The sequence below is a fragment of the Natronomonas sp. genome (assembly GCF_047616845.1).
Lineage (GTDB): Archaea > Halobacteriota > Halobacteria > Halobacteriales > Haloarculaceae > Natronomonas.
In genome coordinates this window covers 1-21,207 of the sequence record NZ_JBLGBY010000028.1, presented here as the reverse complement: position 1 = coordinate 21,207, position 21,207 = coordinate 1, and the positions used below count along the sequence as shown (strand labels likewise).

Genomic DNA, 21,207 nt, shown 5'->3' with positions numbered 1-21,207 from the left:
TATGGGGCGAACACGAACGCAAGACCTGCGGACGGTCGTTCGCGACGTCGGCTCGCTGCTGTTGATAGAGGCACTCGTGATGACCGTGAGTTTCGGCGTGGCGCTACTTTTCCGCGAGTGGTACGCGGCACTCGCATTCCTGATTTCGGGCGGCATCACAGCCGGCGTCGGCGGCCTCTCCCGGTGGCGGTTCCTCGATGCGCCGGCGCCACTGATGAAACATGGTATGGTCATCGCGGCCGCCGGCTGGTTTGCGACCGCGGTGTTCGGAACGCTGCCATTCCTGCTGACGGCACACCTGACACCACCCGAGGTCGCGGCGGCGACGGCGACGGCCGCCGGCTTCGAAACGTCGAGTCTCCGGTATTTCCGACACCCGCTACACGCGATGTTCGAGTCGATGAGCGGCTGGACGGGAAGCGGCCTGACGATGGCGGTACACGAACCGACGCTGCCGCGAACGCTTCAGTGGTGGCGGTCGGTCATCCAGTGGGTCGGTGGCGTCGGCGTCATCGTCCTTACGGTCGCCATTCTCGCCCGGCCCGGAAGCGGGAGTTACACGCTGTACAAAAGCGAGGCGCGCGAGCGGAAAATCCACCCGAGCATCGTCTCGACGGTGCGGACGGTCTGGAAAATCTTCTTTCTGTACACCGTCATCTGCATCGCCGTGCTGTTCGTCGCGATTCGGATGAGTGCCTATGGGAGCAATCTCACGCTGTTCGAGGCATCCTGGCAGGCGCTCAACCACGCGATGACGGGCCTTGCGACGGGCGGGTTCAGCGTCACCGACAACTCAATCGGGACGTACAATTCGCCGCTCATTGAGGGTGCGTTGCTCCCCATGATGACGCTCGGCGCCATCGCGTTCCCGATTCACTACGCGATGCTTTCGGAAGGTGACCCGACGGAGCTGTTCGACGACCTGCAGACGCGATGGCTATTCACGTTGCTCGCTGGTGGTGTCGTTTTGTTGTCGCTGCAGAACGTGCTGTTCATCGAACAGACCGGCGTTCTCGGTCGTGGCGTCGACCTCCCGGCGTGGCTCGCACCGATCGTGACGCCCGCAGAGGCGGACGCGGTTCGTGATGCCAGCTTCCAGTTCATCAGCGCGTTGACCTGCACCGGCTTTCAGTCGTCGCCCATCGGGAACTGGAGCAACGGCGGCAAACTCATCATCTCCGGAGCGATGGTGCTCGGCGGCGCAGCCGGGTCGACAGTTGGCGGTATCAAGATCATCCGAGGGTACATCATCGCGAAAGGCATCAGATGGCAGTTCTCGCGGGTGTTCCTGCCGGCAAGTGCGGTCGCGACAGCGAAGGTCGGTGACCGAAAGCTCAGTCGCGACCAGATGACCCGGGAGTTCAGCGAGGCCGCCATCGTCGGCGTGCTGTGGTTGTCGCTTCTGGCCGCCTCGAGTCTCGTTCTCGTGAATCTGGCGGGGGCGGACTTCACCTACGCCGACGCGCTGTTCGAGGTCGCAAGCGCACAGGGCAACGTCGGGCTCTCGACTGGCATCGTCGGCCCGTCGATGCATCCGCTGGCCGAAGCGATGTTCGTCCTCAATATGTGGATCGGCCGTCTGGAAATCATCCCCGTGCTGGTCTTCGGACGGGCGCTGCTGTACGGGTTCCGACCCTAACGCTCCGAGACCCCGACGAAGATGGCCAACACCGGCACGATTTCGAGCCGTCCGACCCACATGAGAAACACCATCAGGAGCTTCGAGGAATCGGGGAAAAGCAGATAACTACCGAAGGGGCCGAGCGAGCCGAATCCCGGCCCGATGTTTCCAAGCGTCGCAATCGAGGCGCTGATGGCCTCGTACGCTGTCAGCGCGTATCCGACGCGGCCGGCGTCGAGTTGAATCAACACCGTCGAGACGCCGAACAGGATGAAGTACAAAAGCGTGAACGACATGACGCCGCGAACGGCGTCTTCCTCGACGACCTCTCCGCCCAGCCGAACCGGGCGAACTGCTCTCGGACGGGCCGTGAGGAACAGCTCACGTCGGATGGTTTTCAGCACAACAATCCAGCGAACGACTTTCACACCACCACCGGTCGACCCTGCGGAGCCGCCGATGAACATCGCGAAGAGGAGCACCATCTGGGCGTTCGGCCCCCACTGGGCGAAGTCACTCGTGGCGTAGCCGGTCGAGTTCAGAAGCGACACGACCTGGAACGTCGCCTGCCGAACCGAGTTCTCCGCGACGCCCTCGGTCGCGCCACCGAGTTCCAGCACCGGCGCCGACCCGGAGAACAGAAGCACCGAGAGGACGCCGACGACGGCGGCGATGGCGCCCGCATACCAGCGGAACTCCACGTCGTCGGTGAGGGTTCGGAACTCACCCTGCAGAACGTGCCAGAAGAGTGCGAAGTTGACGCCGGCGATGAACATGAATGGGATGACGACCCACTGGACGGCCGCCGAGAAGGCCGCGATACTGTCGGCCTCCGGTGAGAAGCCGCCGGTCGGCAGCGTTGTGAAGCCGTGGGCAACGGCGTTGTAGAAGGTCATGTTCGGTGCCAGCCCCGCGAGATGCAGCGCGTACAACAGTGCGATGTAAACGACGGTGAAGCCGAGATACACGAGCCAGAGAGCGCGTGCAGTTTCGGCGATGCGCGGCGTCAGTTTCTGGAGGTCTGGGCCCGGTGCCTCGGAACTCATCAATTGTGCACCGTTGACTGCCAGCTCCGGCAGAATCGCGATCATCAACACGATAATACCCATCCCACCGAGCCACTGGGTGAGCTGTCGCCACATCAGAAGGGCGTGTGAGTGTTGTTCGAACGAGATCTCGCCCATCACGGTCGCGCCGGTCGTGGTGAAGCCAGACATCGACTCGAACAGCGCGTTGACCGGGTGAGCGAGCGTCGAGTCGGTGCCGATGCCGGCGAGGATATACGGAACAGCACCAACGATAGCGACGGCGAGCCACGAGAACGCGACGAGTGCGAGCGCCTCGGGCGCACCGATATCGGGATCCGTGTCAAGCTGCTCCAGCACGAGGCCGATTACGACAGCGAACAGAAGCGAGACTCCGAACACCCAGACGTCTTCCATGTAGAGTACCGCGATGAAGAGCGGAATTATCATCGAGACGGCCAGATATTTGATTATCGTCCCGATGAGACTCGCGGTTGCACGCCAGTCGACACGCAGACTCACACTCACCCAGCGTCACCGTCCATGTTCGCGTTTCTCACCTGTTGTGTATATATCGGTTGTTCTGCGTGGTCGCGTCTCTACGCCATCGCTGTCAGTTCACCGACAAATTCGGTTTCGACGAAGACGATGACGTGGTCGCCCGGCTTCAACACCGTATCACCACGGGGTGTGATGTACTCGCGGTCGCGCGTGACGGCGCCGAAAACGAGGTCGCCGCCAATGTCCGCCGCAATCTCCCGAATCGGCCGGCCAACGAGCGCACAGCCCTCGGTGAGTTCAAGCTCAAGCACTTCGGCCTGGTCGTTCTCGAGCACCGAGATGTTCTCGGCGACGCCTTCGTGGGTGAACCGCGTTATCTCCTCGGCGGTGACCTGCCGCGGATTGATGGCGACGTCGACGCCGATTTCCTCGAAGAGCGTGACGTACTCGCCGCTGTCGACGACCGAGACGACGCGCTTCGTGCCGAGCCGTTTCGCCAGCACGGAAACAAGGAGGTTCTTCTCGTCGGAATCGAGCGCAGCGACGAGGATATCGGCCTCGTCGACGTGTTCGCGCGCGAGAAACTCCGTATCCGTCGCATCGTGCTCCATGACGAGCGTGTTCGGCAGTTCCTCAGCCAGGTAGCGTGCGCGCTCGTGGTCTTGCTCGATGAGCCGCGGTTTCATCCCGCGGTCTTCGAGCAGACGCGCGGTGTGGTAGCCGATTTCCGACCCACCGATGATGACGATTTCCGTCGCTTCGCCGGGGGTCGCTTCGGGAGCGATGTCGGTTGCGAACCCCTGGACGCTCTCGGGGGAACCGATGACGACCGCGCGGTCGCCGGGGCGGATTTCCGTCGACCCCCGAGGGAGTATCATCTCGCCCTCCCGGAACAGGCCGGCGAAGGTCAACGATTCGAACCGGTCTGCCTCCGCGATTGTCTGGCCGGCGACGGGACTGTCCGCGACGATTTCGAACTCCGCCATCTGTACCTGTCCTCCAGCGAAGGGGTCGACGTCGATGGCCGCCGGCAGGCCGACGACGCGGACGATGTTCTCCGCGCTCAACAGGTCGGTACAGACCATGAAGTCGACGCCGAACGCCTCCTCGGTGCGTTCCCACGTCCGGAGATACTCGACGCTTTTCGTCCGGGCGATAGTGAACGGGTCGGCGACGGTCTTCGCGGTCGCGCAGGCGATGAGATTCGTCTCGTCGTCGTCCGTGCTGGCGATGAGCATATCCGTCTCCTCGATGCCCGCTCGCTGGAGCGTCGACATCGACGTGCCGTCGCCCGCAAGCGTCATCACATCGAGTTCGTATTTGAGCTGCTCGGCGCGTTCCTCGTCGATATCAATGACGACGACGTCGTTGCTGTCGTCAAGACTCTCGGCGATCGAGGTACCGACCTCGCCAGCGCCGATGATAACGACGTGCATGAATTTCACGACTCGGGCCGGCGGTAAGTGGGTTACTATCGGCCAGTTGGGAGCTGCCATGCCGCCAAAAACGTGAATCGGTCGAGGGGGTTAGCCGCCGAACATCTCGCGCATCATCGGATGCATCTCCATCATCTGCTCTTCTGCAATCTCCTCGTAGAGCTTGTAGGTGATAGAGACGGTCAGCAGCAGGCCCGTTCCGGAGACCTGCCCGATGGTACCGAGCATGTTCGCCATGACGGCGAGCAGCCCGACCAGGGCACCGCCGATGACGGTGACCTGCGGGATGTAGCGTTCGAGCACCTTCTCGGTGACGCCGGGCGACTGCCGGAAGCCGGGAATCTGCATCCCGGAGTTCTGAATCTGCTTGGCCGTTGCGTTCGGCCCCATACCCGTCGTCTCGACCCAGAAGACGGCGAAGATAGCGCCGCCGATGACCATGAACGTCAGGTCGACGCCGACCCGAATCATGATCTGCCACGGTTCGCCCGTGGCTTGGCCGAGCCACCACATCCAATCGCCGGGCGAGTAGATGGGTGCGACGTAGTAGAACAGCCCGCCGGTCGGTTCGGCGAAGCCGCCAGCCGACGGCGACGTGTAATCACCGAGCCACGCCGGCATCCCGGCCCACTGGGCGTTGAGGATGCGGCCGAGAAACTGGATGTTGGCCTGCAGGGCCCGAACCAGAATCATCGGTAGGACGCTGGCGTAGATGAGCTTCACCGGGAAGCGACCACGGGCGCCCTTCACGCGGGCGTGACTGAGCGGAATCTCGACGCGGACGGATTCGGCGTAGACGACGATGCCGAAGATGAGCAGCGTCGTGAACATCATCAGCAGGCCGTTCGCGCCGTCGGCGAGCAGGATATCGGAGATACCCGACCGCGTCAGCGGCGAGCCGACGGGAATCTCGCCGGTCAAGGCGAGATACCAGTAAGCGAAGAAGCCGTACTGGCCGGTCAGCGACTGCCAGCCGATGAGCCCACCGATGAGGCGCTGGCTGATACCGGCGATGATGAACAGCCCGATACCGGAGCCGACGCCCCACTTCGAGATGATCTCGTCCATGTAGAGGATGAGGAGGCCGCCGACGAAGATCTGGGCGAACATGATCCAGCCGAGTGCTGTCGTACTGATGCCCAGCGAACTCGCGATCTGGGCACTCGGTTGGAGGAAGCCAGCAAAGACCATCGGTAGCGCCGTCAGCGCCGTCATCACGATCACGAGCGTCTTCTGCAGCCCCTGATAAAGGGCCTGGTCGCGGGGGTTCTCCTCGGTGTCTAAGCCGAGCAGGTCGGCACCACCGAGCAACTGCAGCACGATGGATGCCGTGACGATGGGGCCGATACCGACCTGCAGCAGTGACCCCTGCGAGCCCGCGAGAATCGTCCGGAACTGTCCGAAGATGTCAGAGTTCTGTCCGAGCCCGTAGATCCCGACGTTGGTCAGGAAAAAGTACAGCACGAGCACACCCGCTGTCCAGCCGAGCTTCCGACGGAACGGAACGTGTCCCGTCGGTCGCTTGACTGCGGGTAGGCGCGTGAGTACCGGTTCGGCGGCCTCCTTCCAACTCATTACGCTTCCTCGTTGTCCTCGTCCGTTGTATCTTTGTCGGCCTCCTCGGCCGCCTCGGCGAGTGCCTCACCGCGCTCCGAGAGCACTGCCTCGCCGCCAGCGTCTTCGAGCGCCTCGCGAGCGCTCTCCGAGAAGTCGTCTGCGACGACTTCGAGTTCGTTGTGGACGCTACCGGCACCGAGCACTTTCACGACGTCTGCTTCGTGGCCGTCATCGACGAGGTCGCGGGCGTCAAGCGTGTACCCGCCGTCGGTCTCCTCGGCAATCTCGTCGGCCGCGAGGATGACGATATCCTCGTCGATTTCACGGAGGTTGACCGTCTCGATGTCCCGCTTCGTCTTCTGGGGACGATTGAACCCGGATTTACCGAGCGGTTCGTAGTTGTGGAACTCGTGTTTGTCACGACCGGCACGACCACGCCCGCCACGATGGCCGGCGCCGCGGCGGTTCTTGTGCGTACCGCCGCCGTGGGTTCGAGAGCCTCGCTGTCGTCGTTTCTTACTGGTCATTATCGCATCGCCTCCAGGAGTGCGTCGATATCTTCGGTCGAGTGGGGGCCGAGCTGGCCGCCAGCCGTCGTCGGCTTTTTGATGCCCTCGTGGCCGCCACGGGGCGGATGCAGACGAAGCGTCGGCGAGAGACCCTGCGCTTGCAGCGTCGTCGCCTCCTCGACGAGCGCCGTCGCCAGCGCCGAGATGTCGTCGTAGTCGGTGTTCGCTTCGACCCACTCGTCGTCGATGTCGGCGTCGCCCACGGCGGGCTCTGCGCGACTGGCGATGAGCAGCGCCACGACGTCCTCGGAAGGTTCGCCGTGGGCCACCCAATCGTTCACCTTCGACACCATGCCGCGGTAGGCGTCGGTATCGGGGATGAGCGTCGCGTGGTTGATACGCCCGAGGTTGAGCATATCGATAGTGTCGCCAACGCCACCGCTTTGGTTGACCTCACCGCGAACCTGCACGATTGCGATCATTCGACCACCTCACGCTTCTCGAGCGTGCGCTCTGGGACGCGCGATTCGGCCGTCGCGGTCAGGGCGTTGAACGTCGCCTTCGCGAAGTTGACCGTCGTTCGCGTGTTCCCGCTGGAACGCGTCCAGATGTCCTCGATACCTGCGAGGTCGAGGACGTGACGCACCGTTTCACCGCCCGCGAGACCGAGGCCTCGTGGGGCGGGCTGGAGTTCGACCTCGACGGAACCGGCCTTGCCGGTCGTCCGGAGCGCGACGGTGTGGGGTCGGCCGCAACCGCACTCCCACGACCCACAGCCACGCGAGACATCGATGATGTTCAGCTTCGCGACATCGATGGCTTTCTGAATCGCACCACCGACCTGGTCGTCACGACCCTGCGCGTAGCCGACGAAGCCGTCGCGGTTGCCCACGACGACGACACAGCGGAACTTCACTCGACGGCCGGAGTCGGTCATTCGCTGGACCATGTTGATGTCCAGGACTTCGTCGTCCAGTCCGGGGAGGAGCTGGTCGACGATCTCCGGTTCCTTCAGCGGGAGCCCGGTCTGCAGGGCATCCCGCATCGAGGTGATCTCTCCCTCTGCTACCTGTCGTCCGAGCCGCGTTCGCGGCTCCCATCCGTTACTCATTGTTCATCCTCCAGGCGCTCTCGCACCTCGTCGAAATGGGCCGGCAGTTCCGTCGCATCGAAATCGCCAGCGTAGAGGCCGCCCTCTTGCTCTGCGTACTCCGCGATGTGGGAGCCACGCGTTCGCTGCCAATCAGCGAACACGTCTTCGTTGTGCGGAATCTCCAGCCCTGCGTCGATTGCACCTTCCTGTACTGCGAACGCCTTGTTGCCGGGCGTCGCGGTGTTGAGACCGATGTCGAGGACGGCCTGTTCGAGGCCAGCCTCGACCGCGCGCTTGCCGGCCAGCAGGCCGGTCAGATACGCGGCGGGCAGATTGCCCGTGGGCGCTTCCCAGCCGAACGCTTCGAGGTCGGCCGAGGAGGCGCTTACGACGGTCTCGTCACCGTGCGGGCCAGTAACTATCAGCTGCGCCCTGGTGTGGTTGTTGCTCTTGCGAGCGACCAGGCGTGGTTTGCCGGATTTCAGCAGGCGCAACCTCTGGTGGTAATTCGTTCTGGCCTCGCGGCGACGCCGCATAGGCACTTTGTATCGTGGTCCTGTCGCCATCAGATTTCACCGTAATGTTTGTCGATGTACCGGTTCAGATCCGCGACGCTGTCGAACTCGCCACCGCTGGCTTGGTTGTACAGTTCGCGGTACTGAGCGCGGTCGATTTCACCGTCATCGCGCAGTTCGCGGAGTTCGCGACGCTGAGCGCGGATGCGGCTCGTCCAATCCTCCTTCTCGTTTTGCCGTGCGCCGGCGCTTCCCTTCCGGGTACCGTGACCCTTCTGGTGGCCGTAGGAGCGCTTCTCCGCGCGCTCGCGGGCCTGCCCGCGGGAGTTGCCATCGGCGCGTTCGGCATCGATGACGCCCTCGTCGATGAGCTCGCGAACGTCGTCGCGAGTGATGGCGTCAGCGATGTCGGCCTGCGCGTCAGGGTCGAACCAAACGCGGTTCTCCCCGACGTCAAGCACGTCGGCAGCGAGTCGCTTCTGTGCTTTCAGGTCAGTCATTCTTCGACCTCCACTTCGACGTAGGTCGGGTTGAGGACGCGGATGTCATTCTCCTCGGCGACCTCTTCGATGCGCTCGCGCTTGCGGGCACCGACCGTCGAGCCGATTCGAGCGGCCTCGACGTCACCGTCGATGCCGTCGAGGTCGTCGACGTTCATGACGCGGACTTCCTCGAAGCCGCTGGGGTGCTTGCCGCGCACCGCCTTCGGCGTTCGGAAGCCAGCCTCGACCGTGTCGCCTTTGCCCTTAATTCCTCGCCGCTGCTTGGAGAGGCCACCACGGGGACGGCGCCACGATTTGGGCGTCCGCTTTTTCTTGTGGTAGTCCTGCCGGTTGAACTGCGGTTTGCCTTCGTGCAGGCGCCGAGTGAGGAGTCGCTGTTCCTCATCGGAGAGGTCGGGCGTCTTGTCCGCGAGCCCACGGGGCTGCAGCTCCGTTTCGACCTCTTCTTCGGGCGCCGCTTCGGCTTCTTCCGGCTCTTCCTCTTCGACTTCCGCTTCGGTCTCCTCTGCGACTTCGAGCCCGCCGACGTCGGCTTTGATACGCGCCGCAAGCGCGTTCCCGATACCGTCGACTTCCGCGAGCTCCTCTTGGGAGGCCTCACGGACATCGTCGATGGTTTCGAGACCGGCTTCACGGAGCGCCTCCGCCTTCGAGGGCCCGACGCCGCTGATGTCGGTCAGGTCTTCGTATTCCTCGGAACTCATCAGGCGTCACCTCGCTCCGGCGTCGCAGTGATGTAGACGCCGTCCTGGAAGACACGCGTGTCCTTGTCGGTCACGCGCGTCAGTTGTTCGATGTCGGCCGCCGTCTGGCCGACGTCTTCGATACTCGGGCCGCTGATGGTCAGTTCCTCGCCATCGATCTGTACCTCGGTGTCGCCGCGAACCGGCGTTCGTCGCGGCGCGCGCTCGCCGAGGAAGTTCTCGATGACGACCTCGTCATCCTGCACGGAGACCTGCATCGGGAAGTGAGAGTAGAACACTTCCATGTTGTACTCCCAGCCCTCGGTCACGCCGTGCACCATGTTGGTGACGTGGCTCTCGAAGGTACCGACCGTCGATTGGGCCTTCGCGTTCGTCTCGTCCGTCTCGACGATGACTACGTCGACGGTTTCACCGTCTTCTCGTTCCGGCTCCGCCGGAACGCTCTCGACGCTCACGCTCACGTCAGGGTACCAGAGGCGTCGCGTGACGCTCCCGTTGGGCCCCTCGACGGTGATATCGAGGTGATCCATCGTTGCCGTGACATCGTCCGGAATGTCGATTTCTGTGCGCATTGTTCAATAGACGTACGCGATCACTTGGCCACCGATGCCCTGGTCGCGGGCCTCGTAGTGGCTCATGACGCCGTGGCTGGTCGTGACGATGAGCGTCCCGTAGTCACGGGCAGGGAGGAACCGCTTCTCCCATTTCTCGTACTCGTCGGCGCCCGCCGAATAGCGGGGCTTGACCGCGCCACATTCGTTGATCGCACCTTTCAGTTCAACCTCGAATCGACCGGCTTTGCCGTTCTCGACGAATTGGAATCCGTCGACGTACCCGCGGTCGTAGAAGACCTCGAGTACGGAGCCGATTTCATTCGAGGCGGGCTCTATCGTCTGCTCAAGATGGCCGACGCTCTCGGCGTTGTCGAGTCCCGACAGCGCGCTGGCCAGTGGGTCGTTGTCCGCCATTGTTAGCTGTACTTGTTGAAGCCCATACCACGGGCGACTTCGCGGAAGCACTGTCGACACAGCCAGATATCGTACTTGCCGACGAGTCCTTGCTCGCGCCCGCAGCGCTGGCATGCTTCGAGCTGGCCGGTTCGCTTTGCGGCCTGCTCGCCTGTCTCTTGTTCGGATTCGCTCATTCGGACACCTCCACGTCGAAGTTCGATTCGAGGAACGCGATTGCGTCCTCGGCGGTCAGTCGATGTCGCGACGGAATCGGTCGGGACACCTTCGCGCGTTTACGCACTCGGTAACCCGGTCGAACCATGTTGACCGTCACGTCGAGCCCGAAGATACCCGTCTGGGGGTCGTACTCCTGGCTCGGGAAATCAGTGTGTTCCTCGACGCCGAAACTGAAGTTGCCGGTCTCGTCGAACTGCGACGACGAGATGTCGGAGAACTCCAGTGCGATATCGAGGAACTCCTCGGCGGCCTCGCCGCGAAGTGTGACCTTCGCGCCGATCGGGTCGCCTTCCCGGACGTTGAAGTCCTGGATCGTTCGCTGGGCCGTCGTTCGAACCGGCTGCTGACCCGTAATCTCGCCGAGGATCTCTTCGGCGGTCGCGAGGGGTTCACCACCCTGGCCGATGCCCATGTGGGCAACGATCTTCTCGACGGTGGGCTCTCGCATCTCGTGGAACTCTTCGGCGTCGGATTCAGGTTCGGAGCTCATTCGCCATCACCGTCCGTGAAGTTCTCGTCGATGACGACGACGTACTCTTCGACCGTTTCGAAGCGGTCGTCGCCGTCCTCGGCTTCGATGAGGACGTTGTTCGCCGCAGAGCCGGGCGTCACCTGAATCTCGTCGATGGTGCCGATCTGACCCGCGTGGGCGCCACGAACGGCCGTCACCAAGGCACCCTCCTCGTAGGTGAAGTGCGCGACGACTTCCTCGCCGTCGTTCGAGACGACGATGGAATCGTTGGTGTTGTAGTCGGCGTCGTCGTCGACGAGCAGCGTCTGCCCGTCGTGCAGCGTCAGCTGGGTGTCGCCGCCAGCGACCTGCGTTTTGCCGGCGATCTTGCCGAGCTTCGAGCCCGCCGCATCGGCGTCGATAGGAGTCAGGGAGAGCCGGCCGCCCTCGTCGGGGAAGACACGGTAGTACTCCTCTCGCTCCCGGAACGCCAGGATGTCGAACATCCCGATGGGGAGTCGCTCGTCGGAGACAGTCTTGCCGTTGACGAGAATGCTGTCCTGGTCGAGCGCGTAGCGGGCTTCCTTCTTCGAGTTGACGTAGCCGAGCACGTCGCGCAGCACGATGAGGAGCGGCACGCCGTCCTCGCCGTGCGGCCCTGCGCCGGCCTTCGTCGTGTACGTCTCTTCTTTCCGTTCGACGGGCCACGACTTCGGAACCGCCAGTCGTTTCTGATGTTTCGTCATTCGTTATCCTCCTGAAGGCGCGCCTCGCGCACGTCGTCGCTCAAGTCCAGGTCAGTGACCTGCACGTTGCTGGCTTCGAGTGCTCGGGGCACTTCCTCACCGTCTGCCGTCTCGAGCGTCACGTCTTCGACGTGAATCTCGGCGGCGCGGAGGTCGACACGAATGACCTCGCCGGTCTCTCCGGCGAAGTCACCGCGCTGAACCTCGACGGTGTCGCCCGCGTTGACGCGGACGCTCCGCTGGCCGTACTCCTCGCGGAGTTCCGGCGACAGCGGCGCACGAACCTGCTTTTGCTTCTCGTGCAGTGAGGCGCGCTCCTGTCGATTGCGCTGTTTCGTTGGTTGTCGTGTCATAGCTATACGATCATCGTCGCCGTGCTGGCGATACTACCGAACCGCTCTGCGACCTCGCGAGCGATAGGGCCTTTGAGTTCGGTACCGCGGGGGTCTTCGTTCTCGTCGACGATGACGGCCGCGTTGTCTTCGAACTTCAGCCGCGTGCCGTCAGGGCGTCGAACCGGCTTGCGCTGGCGGATGATGACCGCCTCAAGCACCTGCCGGCGCATCTCGGGCGTTCCTTTGGTGACCGAAACGGTCACTTTGTCACCGAGACCCGCCTTCGGATGGCGGTTCTTGGTGCCGGAGTAGCCCGAAATCGAGATGACCTTCAGCTCGCGAGCGCCCGTGTTGTCGGCACACGTGATGAGTGAGCCCTTCTCGAGGCCCTGCGTGACGTCGGCGTTAAGCGCCTCCATCACTCCTCACCTCCACGCTCGCGGTTGTCACCGTTCGCGTCCGTGGCCTCGGATGAGGCCACGCGCTCGACAACGACGTGGCTCTTCGTCTTCGAGAGCGGTCGTGTCTCTGCAATCTTCACGTCGTCGCCGACCGAGAGCGGCTCCAGTACCTCCGGCACGTGGGCCGGAATCCGCGACCGTCGCTTCATGAGACGGTCGTATTTGGGTACCTTCACGTCATACTCTCGCTCGACGACGACGGTACGGTCCATGTCGGTCGAGACGACCGTTCCCTCGATGACCTGACCCCGAACGGGGAGGTCACCGTAGAACGGACACGTCTCGAAGTCGTACTCCTCCGGGTTTTCGGGCTCCGGAGGCTGTGTTACGTCGAGTCCTATTGCCATAGTGAACCACCTTGTGTTTCGGTACGTCGGGCGGGCCGTGCGACGAGCCGAGACCCATCGATGATGACATCCACGCGCGGTTCGTCACCGCTCGTGTTCGAGGCGCCGGGCGCCTCGCAGTCATCCAGCTGGAACCGGAACGTCGCTGCTGCCTTCGGCACCTGTTTGACCCCGTCGCTCGTCGCCACGAGCAGCGTCTGCATCGTCTCGTCGACGACACGCCCCGCTATCCCGACCAGTTCGGGTGCGGTCGCGTCTTCAACCTCGACATCGAGGCCGGCGAGTTCGTGGCGAGCGAGCGTTTCGGGGTTCATTCGTCGAAGTCGCCCTCCTCGTTCTGAACGGTTTTGAGTCGAGCGATCGTTCGTTTAAGTTCGCCGATACGCCCCGGGTTCTCGGGAGCACCACCGGCGGCCAGGACGGCCTTCTCGTTGAGAAGTTCCGTCTCCAGCTGTTCGAGTTCCGCCTCTCGTTCGGCGGGCGTCATGTCGCGAATCTCGTCGACGTGCAGGATGGCCATTGTTATTCACCCTCCTCTTCGTCTTCAGCTTCGGATTCGCTTTCGGCTTCTTCGCCTTCCATCTCTTCGACGAGTTCAGCCGCTTCGGCTTCGACGTCCTCGTCGAGGGAGTCCGGCTCTTCCTCCTCGGTGGAGTCAGGCGGCGACGTCGGCGAGGCGCCTTCTTCGGCTTCGATGTCCTCGTCGACGATTTCTTCTTCTGCGACCTCGTCGGCCGTCTCGGTCTCGGTCTCCTCGATGACTTCTTCGGGGTCGGCACCGACCGATTCGGCTTCCGCGTCCTCGGGCTCCTCGAGGAGCTCCTCGACTTCGCCTTCGGGTTCCTCGATGTAGTCTTCGACTTCGACGTCCTCGTAGACCTCGAAGTCGTCGGGGAGTTCGGCATCCGGCGGGATGATCTTCACACGCACGCCGATGGTACCGAGCTTCATGACCGCCGTACCGACACCGCTGTCGACGATGGTCTCTGCGGGTTCGCCGTTGTGCTTGACGTAGCCGCGGTTGAACTTCTCCACGCGCGAGCGGGCGCCAGTGACCTTACCGCTCAGGATGATCTCGGCACCGAGGGCGCCGGAGTCCATGATGCGGTCGATGGTCGTGTGGCCCGCCTTGCGGAAGTACCAGCCACGCTCGAGTGCGTTGGCCAGTCGGTCGGCGACGATCTGGGCGTTCAGATCCGGCTCCTCGACCTCCTGAACGTCGATCTGCGGGTCTTCGATGTTGAACCGCTCTTCGAGTTCAGTGGTGATCTTCCGGATGTTCTTCCCGCCCTTGCCGATGACCATACCGGGCTTTTCGGCCTTGAGCACGATCTGGGTGCCCATCGGCGTCTTCGCGACGTCCATGCCGCCGTAGCCGGCGCGACTGAGTTCATCCGAGAAGAACTCGTCAATCTGGGTTCGCTGAAGCCCGTCGTGGATGAATTGGTGTTCGTCTGCCATTATTCGGATTCCTCCGTTTCTTCCAGGACGAGTTCGACATCGACCTGCATGGTGTTCCAGGGAGAGGCACGGCCGAATGCGCGGGGCTTCTGGCCCTGCGATTCGCCGACCTTGTGGGCGGCGACGTGGGCGATGGTCATCGATTCACCATCGAAGCCCTGGTGTTCGGCGTTGTTCATACCGTTCTCGAGCAGGTCGAGGAAGGCCTTCGAGGCCTTGTCGGGGTAGCGACCTGCGTCCCAGCCCTCGATGTCGCTTCGGTGACCGACACCAGTGTTGTGGGACTTGAAGGGAACCGACCGGTCGCCGTCGATGACGGCTTCGAGGTAGTCGACGGCGTCGCTTGCCGTCTTCCCCTTGATCTCACGGGCGATCTCCTTGCTGTGCTTGTGGCTCATGTGACGCTCCCGAAGCATGGCTTTCGCCGTCGTGTCCGGGTCGGCGTCGACGCTGTAACTGATTCCCATGGTCACTTGAGCGGTACGAACTTCGAGGAGCGGGTGGCCCCGATTCCTGCCTGTCCGTGTTCGACGGACGTACGCGTGAGCTGGAACTCGCCGAGATAATGCCCGATCATCTCGGGTTCGACCTCGACGCGTTCGAAGCTCTGGCCGGTGTACACCGCGAACGTGAGCCCGACGAACTCCGGCAGGATCGGCATATCCCGCAGGTGGGTTCGAATCGGGTCGTTCGCGGTCTCTTCGGCGCCGCGTGAGCGTGCCTTCTCGAGCAGTTTCTGCTTTTCAGTCGAGAGGCCCCGCGTGATGGTTCGCCGCTGTCGAGCGGGAAGCAGTTCCGCAACCTCGTCGAGCTCCATATCCTGCAACTCGTCGAGCGTGTGACCACGGTAGGAGAACTCCCCTTCGTGGCCGATCTGGTATTCCGAACTCATTCTTTCCCTCCTTTGCCGCCCCGACCGGTTCGCTTGGAGGCGATGTCGCCCACCTTACGACCCGGCGGCGCGTCACGGGAGATGCTTTTGGGTTTGCCGGGGTGCTGTCGGCCGCCGCCACCGAAGGGGTGGTCGACGGCGTTCATCGCGACACCACGGACGCGTGGGTATTTCGTCCCGCGCGATTTCATCTTGTGATGTTTGTTGCCGGCTTTGACGAACGGCTTCTCCGTTCGCCCACCGCCGGCGACCACGCCGATGGTGGCGCGGCATTCCGGCGACAGCCGGCGCATCTCGCCGCTCGGCAACTGGACGACCGCAGCGTTGCGGTCGTGAGTGAGAAGCGTCGCGCTCACGCCGGATGCGCGGGCGAACTTCCCACCGTCACCGGGCTGGCGTTCGACGTTACACACCGGAACACCCTCGGGAATCTCTGCCAGTGGCATCGTGTTCCCAGGGGCGATTTCGGCGGAGACGCCGATCTGAATCTGGTCGCCGACCGTCACGCCCTCGGGGGCGAGAACGAGTCGGCGGTCACCGTCATCGAACTGAATGTCGGCAAGCGGTGCCGACCGAGCGGGGTCGTGCTCGATGCCGACGACCTCGCCGCTGATGACATCGGTGTCTTCGACGTTACGGTGCGAGAGGTCGGCTTTGTAGCGGTGCGACGGCGCACGGAACGTGGAGGTTCCGCGACCACGTCGTTGACCTTGGATTCGTCGTCCCATTGTTAGAACACCCCGATCCGCGAGGCGACTTCTTGGGCGTCGTCGTCCTCCGAGAGTTTCACGGTGGCTTTCTTCTCCCCGTCCATCGTATTCTGCGTGTTGACCGAGTCGACGACGACATCGAACTGTGCCTCGACGGCGTCAGCGATGTCGCCTTTCGTCGATTCGGAGGTGCAGATGAACTGCATCTTGTTGTCGAAGTCCATGGCGTTCATGGCCTTCTCGGTGACCAACGGATGTTTCAGCGTCATCGGTCGGCCACCTCCTCGACGGCGGATTCAGTCCACAGCGTGAGGCGACCGGCATCCGTGCCGGGCGCCAGGTCTTCGGTGTTGACCTCGTCGGCAGTCGCGATGTCGGCGCCCGCGAGGTTGCGGGCGGCAAGCGACTGCTCTTCGGAGGTCACGACGAGGATAGATTTCGGCTGCGTGTACTTGCGGCCTCGGGTCGTCCCCTGGCCGGCACGAACCGTCTTGCCCTCCTCTGCGCGTTCGATGTCGTCTGCGACACCGAGCGCTTCGAGGACGTCGACCGCTTCCTGCGTCTTGACGAGGTCTTCGAACTCGTCGCTGATGACGATCGGGAATTCGAGGCCGTCGTCGAACGCGTGGCCACGGTCGGCAACGCGGTCGCCGTCCGTCGTCGCCGCGATGGCGCTTCGGGTGGCGAACTTCCGCTCTTTCGTGTTGATGTCGAGTCCGCGATCCTTCTCCACCTTCGGCGGGTGGGCCGGACGGCCGGAGACGGCCTGCGGAACCTCGCGGGCACGCCCGTTCTGTCGGGGGATGTGCGCCATACCACGGCCGCTGCCGTGGGATTCCGCCGGCGTTCGAAGGCCTGCGTACTCGTCTGTACCAGCGTCCTGTGTTCGGTTAGCCTGCGCGGCGAGGACTGCGCGCTTGATGAGGTCGGGCCGGAATGCCGTCTCGAAGACGTCCGGCAGCTCGACCTCGCCCGCGTCGTCGCCGTCCAGGTCTCGTACTGTTGCCTTCATGCTTTAGCCCTGGTTGGAGACGGTGGAGACGTAGCGCACCTCGGGATCGAGGCGCGGCTGGTCTGCAGGTCGGACCGCCGGGCGGAAGCGCGTGAGGCGCTTGTTCGGGCCCGGAACGGAGCCTTTCACCAGTGCGTACTGACCGTCGATTTCGCCATAGTTGACGAAACCGCCGTCGGGCGTCACGTCCTCGTCGCCGAGGTCGATGAGCCGCTTGTTCAGTTCGGTGCGCTGGTGGTAGCCGGTCTGTCCCTGCTGTGGGACGGTCGACCGGACGCGCGAGGGGTTCCAGGGGCCGAGGTTGCCGATGCGTCGGCGCCAGCCCTGTCGGGCGTGTTTGCCCTTCCGCTTCTGGACGCCCCATCGCTTGACGGGGCCCTGCGTACCTTTGCCCTTCGTGATACCCGCGACGTCGGCGTACTCGCCGGCGCGGAACACGTCCGTCATGGAGTGTTCCCCGCCGTCGTCGATGAGGTCGAGACCGAACTCGAATCGCTCATCGAGCGAGCCGCCGCCGACGCGCGTCTCCATCACGTCAGGGCGCTTTTTCGGGACGCTCGAAAGGCCAGTGGGGACGGTGTGGGTGATGACCCGCACGTCACCGAGGTCACCCGCGTCGAGTGCCTCGCGAATCTGGCCTTCGGCATCGCCGTGCTGTTCGTCTGGGACGGAGAGCGCACGCTCTAAGTCATCGTGAACCTCGTTGGTCCAGACCTCGGTAAGCGGTCGCTGTCCGTATGGTGTGTCTTCGTAGGCTCGAACGGCGACAGCCCGCATCGGTGGCGTCTCGACGACGGTCACCGGGACGGTTTCCTCCTGGCCCTCTCGGGGGGAGTTGGGCTGGTCGTTGATCGAAACGACGTGACTCATTCCGGCCTTGTAGCCGGCGAAGCCTTGAAGCCCGGGCTGTCCTTCGTCGTCCGGCCAGGAGTTGAAGCGCGGGACCTCACTGGCCGCACGGCTACGGGGGCTGAAGCCCATCGAGCCTTTGCGTGGTCTGCTTGGTTGTGGCATTTTGTCTCACTCCAGTGTGAGGGGCGCGAGGGAGGCGAACAGAGCTTCCTCGGTTCGCACGACCTCGCTACCCTGGTTTGGAACCGTATTGAGCCAAAGGTCGAACCGCGCTTTGGGTTCGTCGTCGTCGATAGTCTCTGCGCCCGCTTCACAGTCGAGGATTTCCGGCAGCCCCCGCTCGGGGGCGCCGAAGGCGACTGTGAAGCCGTCGTCGGTCGTCGACTCGACCAGCTGGCCGAGACGGTCGACCGAAAGCACCTCACCGTGCCGGGATGCTGCGATACGAACGCCTGCATCCGGTTGTGTGAGGGCGTCAGTGATGGTCGCACGCTCAACGGAGAACCCCGGAAGGGGTTCGTCCACGAGTTTCGCGCGAACCGGCCGTCGCGAAGAGACCCTGATGGTGACGCGCTCCCCCTCCTCGACCGCCATCGATGGCGGTGCGTGGAGAGAGATCGGGTGTTGCAGTCCGCAATTGACCCGGACGCGCCCTTCAGGTCCGACCTCGGTCACGATTCCCTGTCTTAACGACCCCGAACCATCTGATCCGGAGCCGGTCTGCGAGCGGATTCGGAGCGGCGGCAACACACCGACGTACTCCAGTTCGTCCCGCTTGCCCCACGCCTCCTTTCGGAGGTATGGTGACGTTGCGGCGTACGACAGTACGGTACTGACGAACCCGTCGCCGAACCGTCCGTCATCGCCCCCAGAATCGGGGTAGACGACGAGTCGGTCGACCCGAAAGACGACCGCCGCGCGTGCGACGTAACCGAGTTTGCGAGTCGCCTCGCGTTTATCCTCGGCCTCTCGGGACAGAGACGACGGCACGAGTACGCTGCGTGTCATGCCGTGACGCTTCCGTGTCCGCTCACTAGACTGTGCCGATTCTACCGAACGCTACCGTAAAAGTATCGCGGTATTGAACCGTCGTGCGGGCCGTTGACAGCCGACTGCCGTGTGGGACACTACCGGGGAGCGAACTCACACACGGGGCGTGGTTCCGCAAGCCTTTTATCCATCTCGCCGGTACGATTGATTGCGAAGGCGCGCTGGTAGTGTAGTGGTATCACGTGACCTTGCCATGGTCACAACCCGAGTTCAAATCTCGGCCAGCGCATTTCTGTTGCGACCACTCACCGAGCAGGCCTCGCTGGTGCTCGGCACTGCTCGCCAAACGGGAGCCACGAAATCGTAATCGGGATTTGAATCCTGGAAGACGCAGCCCGCACAGCGAAGCGAGCACTCCGGAACGTCTCGATCCGGCTCAAATCTCGGCCAGCGCAGTTCTCCACGGAGCAAATCTGTGAGCGACGCAGCCGTCGTTTCCGCAGTTAGTCCCCATTCGTGAGCCACGAGACGATCTCGTCGCCCACGACATCGGGGCGTTCCTGATGCATGAAGTGACCTGCTTCGCGCACGCGCACGACGCGACACTCCTCTATGACCTCGCCAGCGTGGTCGAAGAGGCCAGGGCCGATACAGCCGTCCTGTTCGCCACAGATGACGAGCGTCGGTGTTCGGACTGACGGAACGTCTTCGATATCCGGGCGCTCGCCCCGAAGCAGGTCGGAGATGGAGGGGCCGACCGTATCCCGGTAGTACTGAACCGCGTTCGAGACGGTGTCGTCGGTGCGGAACGTCTCTTTGACCGCCGCGATTCGTGCGTCCGGATACTCCCAGTTCGGGCTCCACAGCTCCCAGAGAAATTCGATGAGTCCGTAATTCCGCCACCGTAGCGCTCGCTCGGGCACGTCGGGTACCTGGAAGAGCCACATGTACCAACTCCGGAGCAACTGCTTCGGATATTCGAGCAAGAGCGCATCGAACCCCGGCGGAACCGCCATGGTAACCATCCGCGAGAAGGCGTCGGAGTCGACCTGATCGGCGGCGTAGGCGGTGACGGCACCCCAATCGTGGCCCACGAGGACGGCGTCGTCGGTGTCGAAGCGGTGTTCCAGTGCCACGGAAAGCGCGACCGCGTCCTGCCCGAGCGCTGTCGCCGAGTAGTCGCCGTCCGGCGCCGCGTCGGTGGGGCCGTAGCCACGCATGTACGGCGCGACGGCGGTAAAGCCCGCATCCGCGAGCCGCGTCAGAATCGGCACCATCGACCCGGCGTCATCCGGGAACCCGTGGAGACAGAGTGCGAGCCGGTCGCCCTCACCAGACCGGAGGCACTCGAAGGACAGTCCGTTCGCCTCGACGGTGTGCCGGCGAAGGCGAGGTTTCGTCGTATCCGAACTCATACGCAAGCGCACGTCCGGGTCACATATAGTGGTTCCCGGCGGAGCGGGTAGCGGCTGTTCGGTCTGGGCCAGGCAAGGCCTATTTTCCCCGACACCGAATGGTGCCCATGAGCGTCATCGCATTACTCAGCGTCGCACCGGTAATCGAAGACAGCATGGCCACCGAGGTGGCGAAGGCGGTCGAAGCGCTTGATGAGTTCGACGTCTCTTACGAGACGAACCCGATGGGGACGGTCATCGAGGCCGACGACATCGACACGCTGCTCGCGGCTGCCGGCGCGGCGCACAAGGCGGTCGACGCCGACCGAGTCAGCACGGTGTTGAAAATCGACGATAAACGGACGCGCGAGCAGAGCGCCAACGAGAAGGTCGACGCCGTCGAGGACGCCCTCGGCCGCGAGGCACGGAAGGAGCGGTGACGACCACACGACACTGTGGTGGAGCCGCGCCGCTCAGGCCGGCAAGGAAAAGGCATATCCCCCGCCCACCATACCTTCGAGCATGAGCACGTCCCCCAGCGAGTACTACGACGAGGAGCGGTGGAGCAACTGGCTCGACCGACTCAGAGACGAGGACATCGACCCCGAAGACGAGGAGTCGGCACGCCTCCTTCTGAACCTCCAGGACGACACCGCCATCGCCATCGTGAAGATCGTCGCTGATTACGACGAGGGCGAGCTCGGCGAAGACCCTGCCCTCGAAGAGCTCGCGACGGTGCGCGACATCGTCCTCTCGGAAGTGGATTTCGACGACGAGGAGAAACTCATGCTCATCGACGGCGTCCAGACCTCCCTGGTCTGTGTCTTCTACGCCGCCGAGGAGTACATCGCCGCCGGCCCGCCCGAGGAGGGCACCGTTGAGGAGTACATCCGCGCCGCCGCGGA

At 63.5% G+C, this 21,207-nt stretch carries 31 protein-coding genes and 1 tRNA gene; 4 read left to right on the top strand and 28 right to left on the bottom strand.

The window, feature by feature from the left end:
* Position 1: 1 nt before the first annotated feature.
* Positions 2 to 1,639, top strand: a complete 1,638-nt coding sequence (locus tag ACI8UR_RS07300; protein ID WP_411714940.1) for a TrkH family potassium uptake protein — start codon at positions 2 to 4, stop codon at positions 1,637 to 1,639.
* On the opposite strand, the gene ACI8UR_RS07295 is transcribed toward ACI8UR_RS07300, so the two are convergent.
* The 27 genes from ACI8UR_RS07295 to ACI8UR_RS07165 form a co-directional block, all read right to left on the bottom strand.
* Positions 1,636 to 3,168 (bottom strand): TrkH family potassium uptake protein, encoded by a 1,533-nt coding sequence (locus ACI8UR_RS07295; RefSeq protein WP_411714939.1) that lies wholly within the window; start codon positions 3,166 to 3,168, stop codon positions 1,636 to 1,638. The two genes, ACI8UR_RS07300 and ACI8UR_RS07295, sit on opposite strands and share 4 nt — an antisense overlap.
* 77 nt (positions 3,169 to 3,245) lie before the next feature.
* A complete protein-coding gene (gene trkA / locus ACI8UR_RS07290; protein ID WP_411714938.1) occupies positions 3,246 to 4,583 on the bottom strand; it encodes a Trk system potassium transporter TrkA in 1,338 nt (445 codons plus the stop codon).
* 90 nt (positions 4,584 to 4,673) lie between these two features.
* On the bottom strand, positions 4,674 to 6,158 hold the full coding sequence (gene secY / locus ACI8UR_RS07285; RefSeq protein ID WP_411714937.1) for a preprotein translocase subunit SecY: 1,485 nt from the start codon (positions 6,156 to 6,158) through the stop codon (positions 4,674 to 4,676).
* Positions 6,158 to 6,667: an uL15m family ribosomal protein gene (locus ACI8UR_RS07280; protein WP_411714936.1), complete on the bottom strand. Its 510-nt coding sequence runs from the start codon at positions 6,665 to 6,667 to the stop codon at positions 6,158 to 6,160. The genes secY and ACI8UR_RS07280 overlap by 1 nt, the downstream gene beginning before the upstream one ends.
* Positions 6,667 to 7,131, bottom strand: a complete 465-nt coding sequence (locus ACI8UR_RS07275; protein WP_411714935.1) for a 50S ribosomal protein L30 — start codon at positions 7,129 to 7,131, stop codon at positions 6,667 to 6,669. Before ACI8UR_RS07275 ends, ACI8UR_RS07280 begins: the two co-directional genes overlap by 1 nt.
* On the bottom strand, positions 7,128 to 7,760 hold the full coding sequence (locus ACI8UR_RS07270; protein WP_411714934.1) for a 30S ribosomal protein S5: 633 nt from the start codon (positions 7,758 to 7,760) through the stop codon (positions 7,128 to 7,130). The genes ACI8UR_RS07275 and ACI8UR_RS07270 overlap by 4 nt, the downstream gene beginning before the upstream one ends.
* On the bottom strand, positions 7,757 to 8,308 hold the full coding sequence (locus ACI8UR_RS07265; protein WP_411714933.1) for a 50S ribosomal protein L18: 552 nt from the start codon (positions 8,306 to 8,308) through the stop codon (positions 7,757 to 7,759). The genes ACI8UR_RS07270 and ACI8UR_RS07265 overlap by 4 nt, the downstream gene beginning before the upstream one ends.
* Positions 8,308 to 8,757, bottom strand: coding sequence for a 50S ribosomal protein L19e (locus ACI8UR_RS07260; RefSeq protein WP_411714932.1), 450 nt, complete (start codon positions 8,755 to 8,757; stop codon positions 8,308 to 8,310). The genes ACI8UR_RS07265 and ACI8UR_RS07260 overlap by 1 nt, the downstream gene beginning before the upstream one ends.
* Entirely contained in the window at positions 8,754 to 9,464 is a 711-nt protein-coding gene (locus ACI8UR_RS07255) for a 50S ribosomal protein L32e (RefSeq protein WP_411714931.1), read from the bottom strand. The genes ACI8UR_RS07260 and ACI8UR_RS07255 overlap by 4 nt, the downstream gene beginning before the upstream one ends.
* Positions 9,464 to 10,036 carry a 50S ribosomal protein L6 gene (locus ACI8UR_RS07250; protein ID WP_411714930.1) on the bottom strand — a complete coding sequence of 191 codons (573 nt, stop codon included), beginning with the start codon at positions 10,034 to 10,036 and terminating at the stop codon, positions 9,464 to 9,466. The genes ACI8UR_RS07255 and ACI8UR_RS07250 overlap by 1 nt, the downstream gene beginning before the upstream one ends.
* Before the next feature lie 3 nt (positions 10,037 to 10,039).
* Positions 10,040 to 10,432, bottom strand: coding sequence for a 30S ribosomal protein S8 (locus ACI8UR_RS07245; protein WP_411714929.1), 393 nt, complete (start codon positions 10,430 to 10,432; stop codon positions 10,040 to 10,042).
* Positions 10,433 to 10,434: 2 nt separating this feature from the next.
* Complete coding sequence (locus ACI8UR_RS07240) at positions 10,435 to 10,608, bottom strand: 30S ribosomal protein S14 (RefSeq protein WP_411714928.1); 174 nt, start codon at positions 10,606 to 10,608, stop codon at positions 10,435 to 10,437.
* Entirely contained in the window at positions 10,605 to 11,141 is a 537-nt protein-coding gene (locus ACI8UR_RS07235) for a 50S ribosomal protein L5 (protein ID WP_411714927.1), read from the bottom strand. Before ACI8UR_RS07235 ends, ACI8UR_RS07240 begins: the two co-directional genes overlap by 4 nt.
* On the bottom strand, positions 11,138 to 11,848 hold the full coding sequence (locus ACI8UR_RS07230; RefSeq protein ID WP_411714926.1) for a 30S ribosomal protein S4e: 711 nt from the start codon (positions 11,846 to 11,848) through the stop codon (positions 11,138 to 11,140). Before ACI8UR_RS07230 ends, ACI8UR_RS07235 begins: the two co-directional genes overlap by 4 nt.
* Positions 11,845 to 12,201, bottom strand: coding sequence for a 50S ribosomal protein L24 (gene rplX, locus ACI8UR_RS07225; protein ID WP_411714925.1), 357 nt, complete (start codon positions 12,199 to 12,201; stop codon positions 11,845 to 11,847). The genes ACI8UR_RS07230 and rplX overlap by 4 nt, the downstream gene beginning before the upstream one ends.
* A gap of 2 nt (positions 12,202 to 12,203) precedes the next feature.
* Positions 12,204 to 12,602, bottom strand: coding sequence for a 50S ribosomal protein L14 (locus ACI8UR_RS07220; protein ID WP_411714924.1), 399 nt, complete (start codon positions 12,600 to 12,602; stop codon positions 12,204 to 12,206).
* Complete coding sequence (locus ACI8UR_RS07215; protein WP_411714923.1) at positions 12,602 to 12,991, bottom strand: 30S ribosomal protein S17; 390 nt, start codon at positions 12,989 to 12,991, stop codon at positions 12,602 to 12,604. The genes ACI8UR_RS07220 and ACI8UR_RS07215 overlap by 1 nt, the downstream gene beginning before the upstream one ends.
* Positions 12,982 to 13,305: a ribonuclease P protein component 1 gene (locus ACI8UR_RS07210; RefSeq protein ID WP_411714922.1), complete on the bottom strand. Its 324-nt coding sequence runs from the start codon at positions 13,303 to 13,305 to the stop codon at positions 12,982 to 12,984. The genes ACI8UR_RS07215 and ACI8UR_RS07210 overlap by 10 nt, the downstream gene beginning before the upstream one ends.
* On the bottom strand, positions 13,302 to 13,511 hold the full coding sequence (gene rpmC / locus ACI8UR_RS07205; protein ID WP_411714921.1) for a 50S ribosomal protein L29: 210 nt from the start codon (positions 13,509 to 13,511) through the stop codon (positions 13,302 to 13,304). The genes ACI8UR_RS07210 and rpmC overlap by 4 nt, the downstream gene beginning before the upstream one ends.
* A 2-nt stretch (positions 13,512 to 13,513) precedes the next feature.
* Positions 13,514 to 14,452, bottom strand: a complete 939-nt coding sequence (locus ACI8UR_RS07200) for a 30S ribosomal protein S3 (protein ID WP_415087713.1) — start codon at positions 14,450 to 14,452, stop codon at positions 13,514 to 13,516.
* On the bottom strand, positions 14,452 to 14,919 hold the full coding sequence (locus tag ACI8UR_RS07195; protein ID WP_415087717.1) for a 50S ribosomal protein L22: 468 nt from the start codon (positions 14,917 to 14,919) through the stop codon (positions 14,452 to 14,454). The genes ACI8UR_RS07200 and ACI8UR_RS07195 overlap by 1 nt, the downstream gene beginning before the upstream one ends.
* 2 nt (positions 14,920 to 14,921) lie before the next feature.
* Positions 14,922 to 15,344: a 30S ribosomal protein S19 gene (locus ACI8UR_RS07190; RefSeq protein WP_415087712.1), complete on the bottom strand. Its 423-nt coding sequence runs from the start codon at positions 15,342 to 15,344 to the stop codon at positions 14,922 to 14,924.
* The gene (locus tag ACI8UR_RS07185) at positions 15,341 to 16,072 is read right to left on the bottom strand and encodes a 50S ribosomal protein L2 (RefSeq protein WP_415087711.1); all 732 of its coding nucleotides are present in this window, start codon (positions 16,070 to 16,072) and stop codon (positions 15,341 to 15,343) included. Before ACI8UR_RS07185 ends, ACI8UR_RS07190 begins: the two co-directional genes overlap by 4 nt.
* Positions 16,073 to 16,074: 2 nt before the next feature.
* Positions 16,075 to 16,323 (bottom strand): 50S ribosomal protein L23, encoded by a 249-nt coding sequence (locus ACI8UR_RS07180; protein WP_411716460.1) that lies wholly within the window; start codon positions 16,321 to 16,323, stop codon positions 16,075 to 16,077.
* Positions 16,320 to 17,066: a 50S ribosomal protein L4 gene (gene rpl4p / locus ACI8UR_RS07175; protein ID WP_411716461.1), complete on the bottom strand. Its 747-nt coding sequence runs from the start codon at positions 17,064 to 17,066 to the stop codon at positions 16,320 to 16,322. Before rpl4p ends, ACI8UR_RS07180 begins: the two co-directional genes overlap by 4 nt.
* A 3-nt stretch (positions 17,067 to 17,069) precedes the next feature.
* Complete coding sequence (locus ACI8UR_RS07170; protein WP_411716462.1) at positions 17,070 to 18,080, bottom strand: 50S ribosomal protein L3; 1,011 nt, start codon at positions 18,078 to 18,080, stop codon at positions 17,070 to 17,072.
* A 6-nt stretch (positions 18,081 to 18,086) separates the two neighbouring features.
* Positions 18,087 to 18,926: a putative RNA uridine N3 methyltransferase gene (locus ACI8UR_RS07165; RefSeq protein WP_415087710.1), complete on the bottom strand. Its 840-nt coding sequence runs from the start codon at positions 18,924 to 18,926 to the stop codon at positions 18,087 to 18,089.
* 200 nt (positions 18,927 to 19,126) lie between these two features.
* On the opposite strand from ACI8UR_RS07165, the gene ACI8UR_RS07160 reads away from it, so the two are divergent.
* Positions 19,127 to 19,197 (top strand) — tRNA-Gly (locus tag ACI8UR_RS07160).
* A 214-nt stretch (positions 19,198 to 19,411) separates the two neighbouring features.
* On the opposite strand, the gene ACI8UR_RS07155 is transcribed toward ACI8UR_RS07160, so the two are convergent.
* Positions 19,412 to 20,323, bottom strand: coding sequence for an alpha/beta fold hydrolase (locus ACI8UR_RS07155; RefSeq protein WP_411716145.1), 912 nt, complete (start codon positions 20,321 to 20,323; stop codon positions 19,412 to 19,414).
* A gap of 107 nt (positions 20,324 to 20,430) precedes the next feature.
* Between ACI8UR_RS07155 and ACI8UR_RS07150 the strand changes: the two genes are divergently transcribed.
* Both ACI8UR_RS07150 and ACI8UR_RS07145 read left to right on the top strand, forming a co-directional pair.
* The gene (locus ACI8UR_RS07150) at positions 20,431 to 20,742 is read left to right on the top strand and encodes an MTH1187 family thiamine-binding protein (RefSeq protein WP_411716146.1); all 312 of its coding nucleotides are present in this window, start codon (positions 20,431 to 20,433) and stop codon (positions 20,740 to 20,742) included.
* 82 nt (positions 20,743 to 20,824) lie between these two features.
* A partial coding sequence (locus ACI8UR_RS07145; protein WP_415087709.1) for a DUF2150 family protein occupies positions 20,825 to 21,207 on the top strand: 383 nt, incomplete at its 3' end.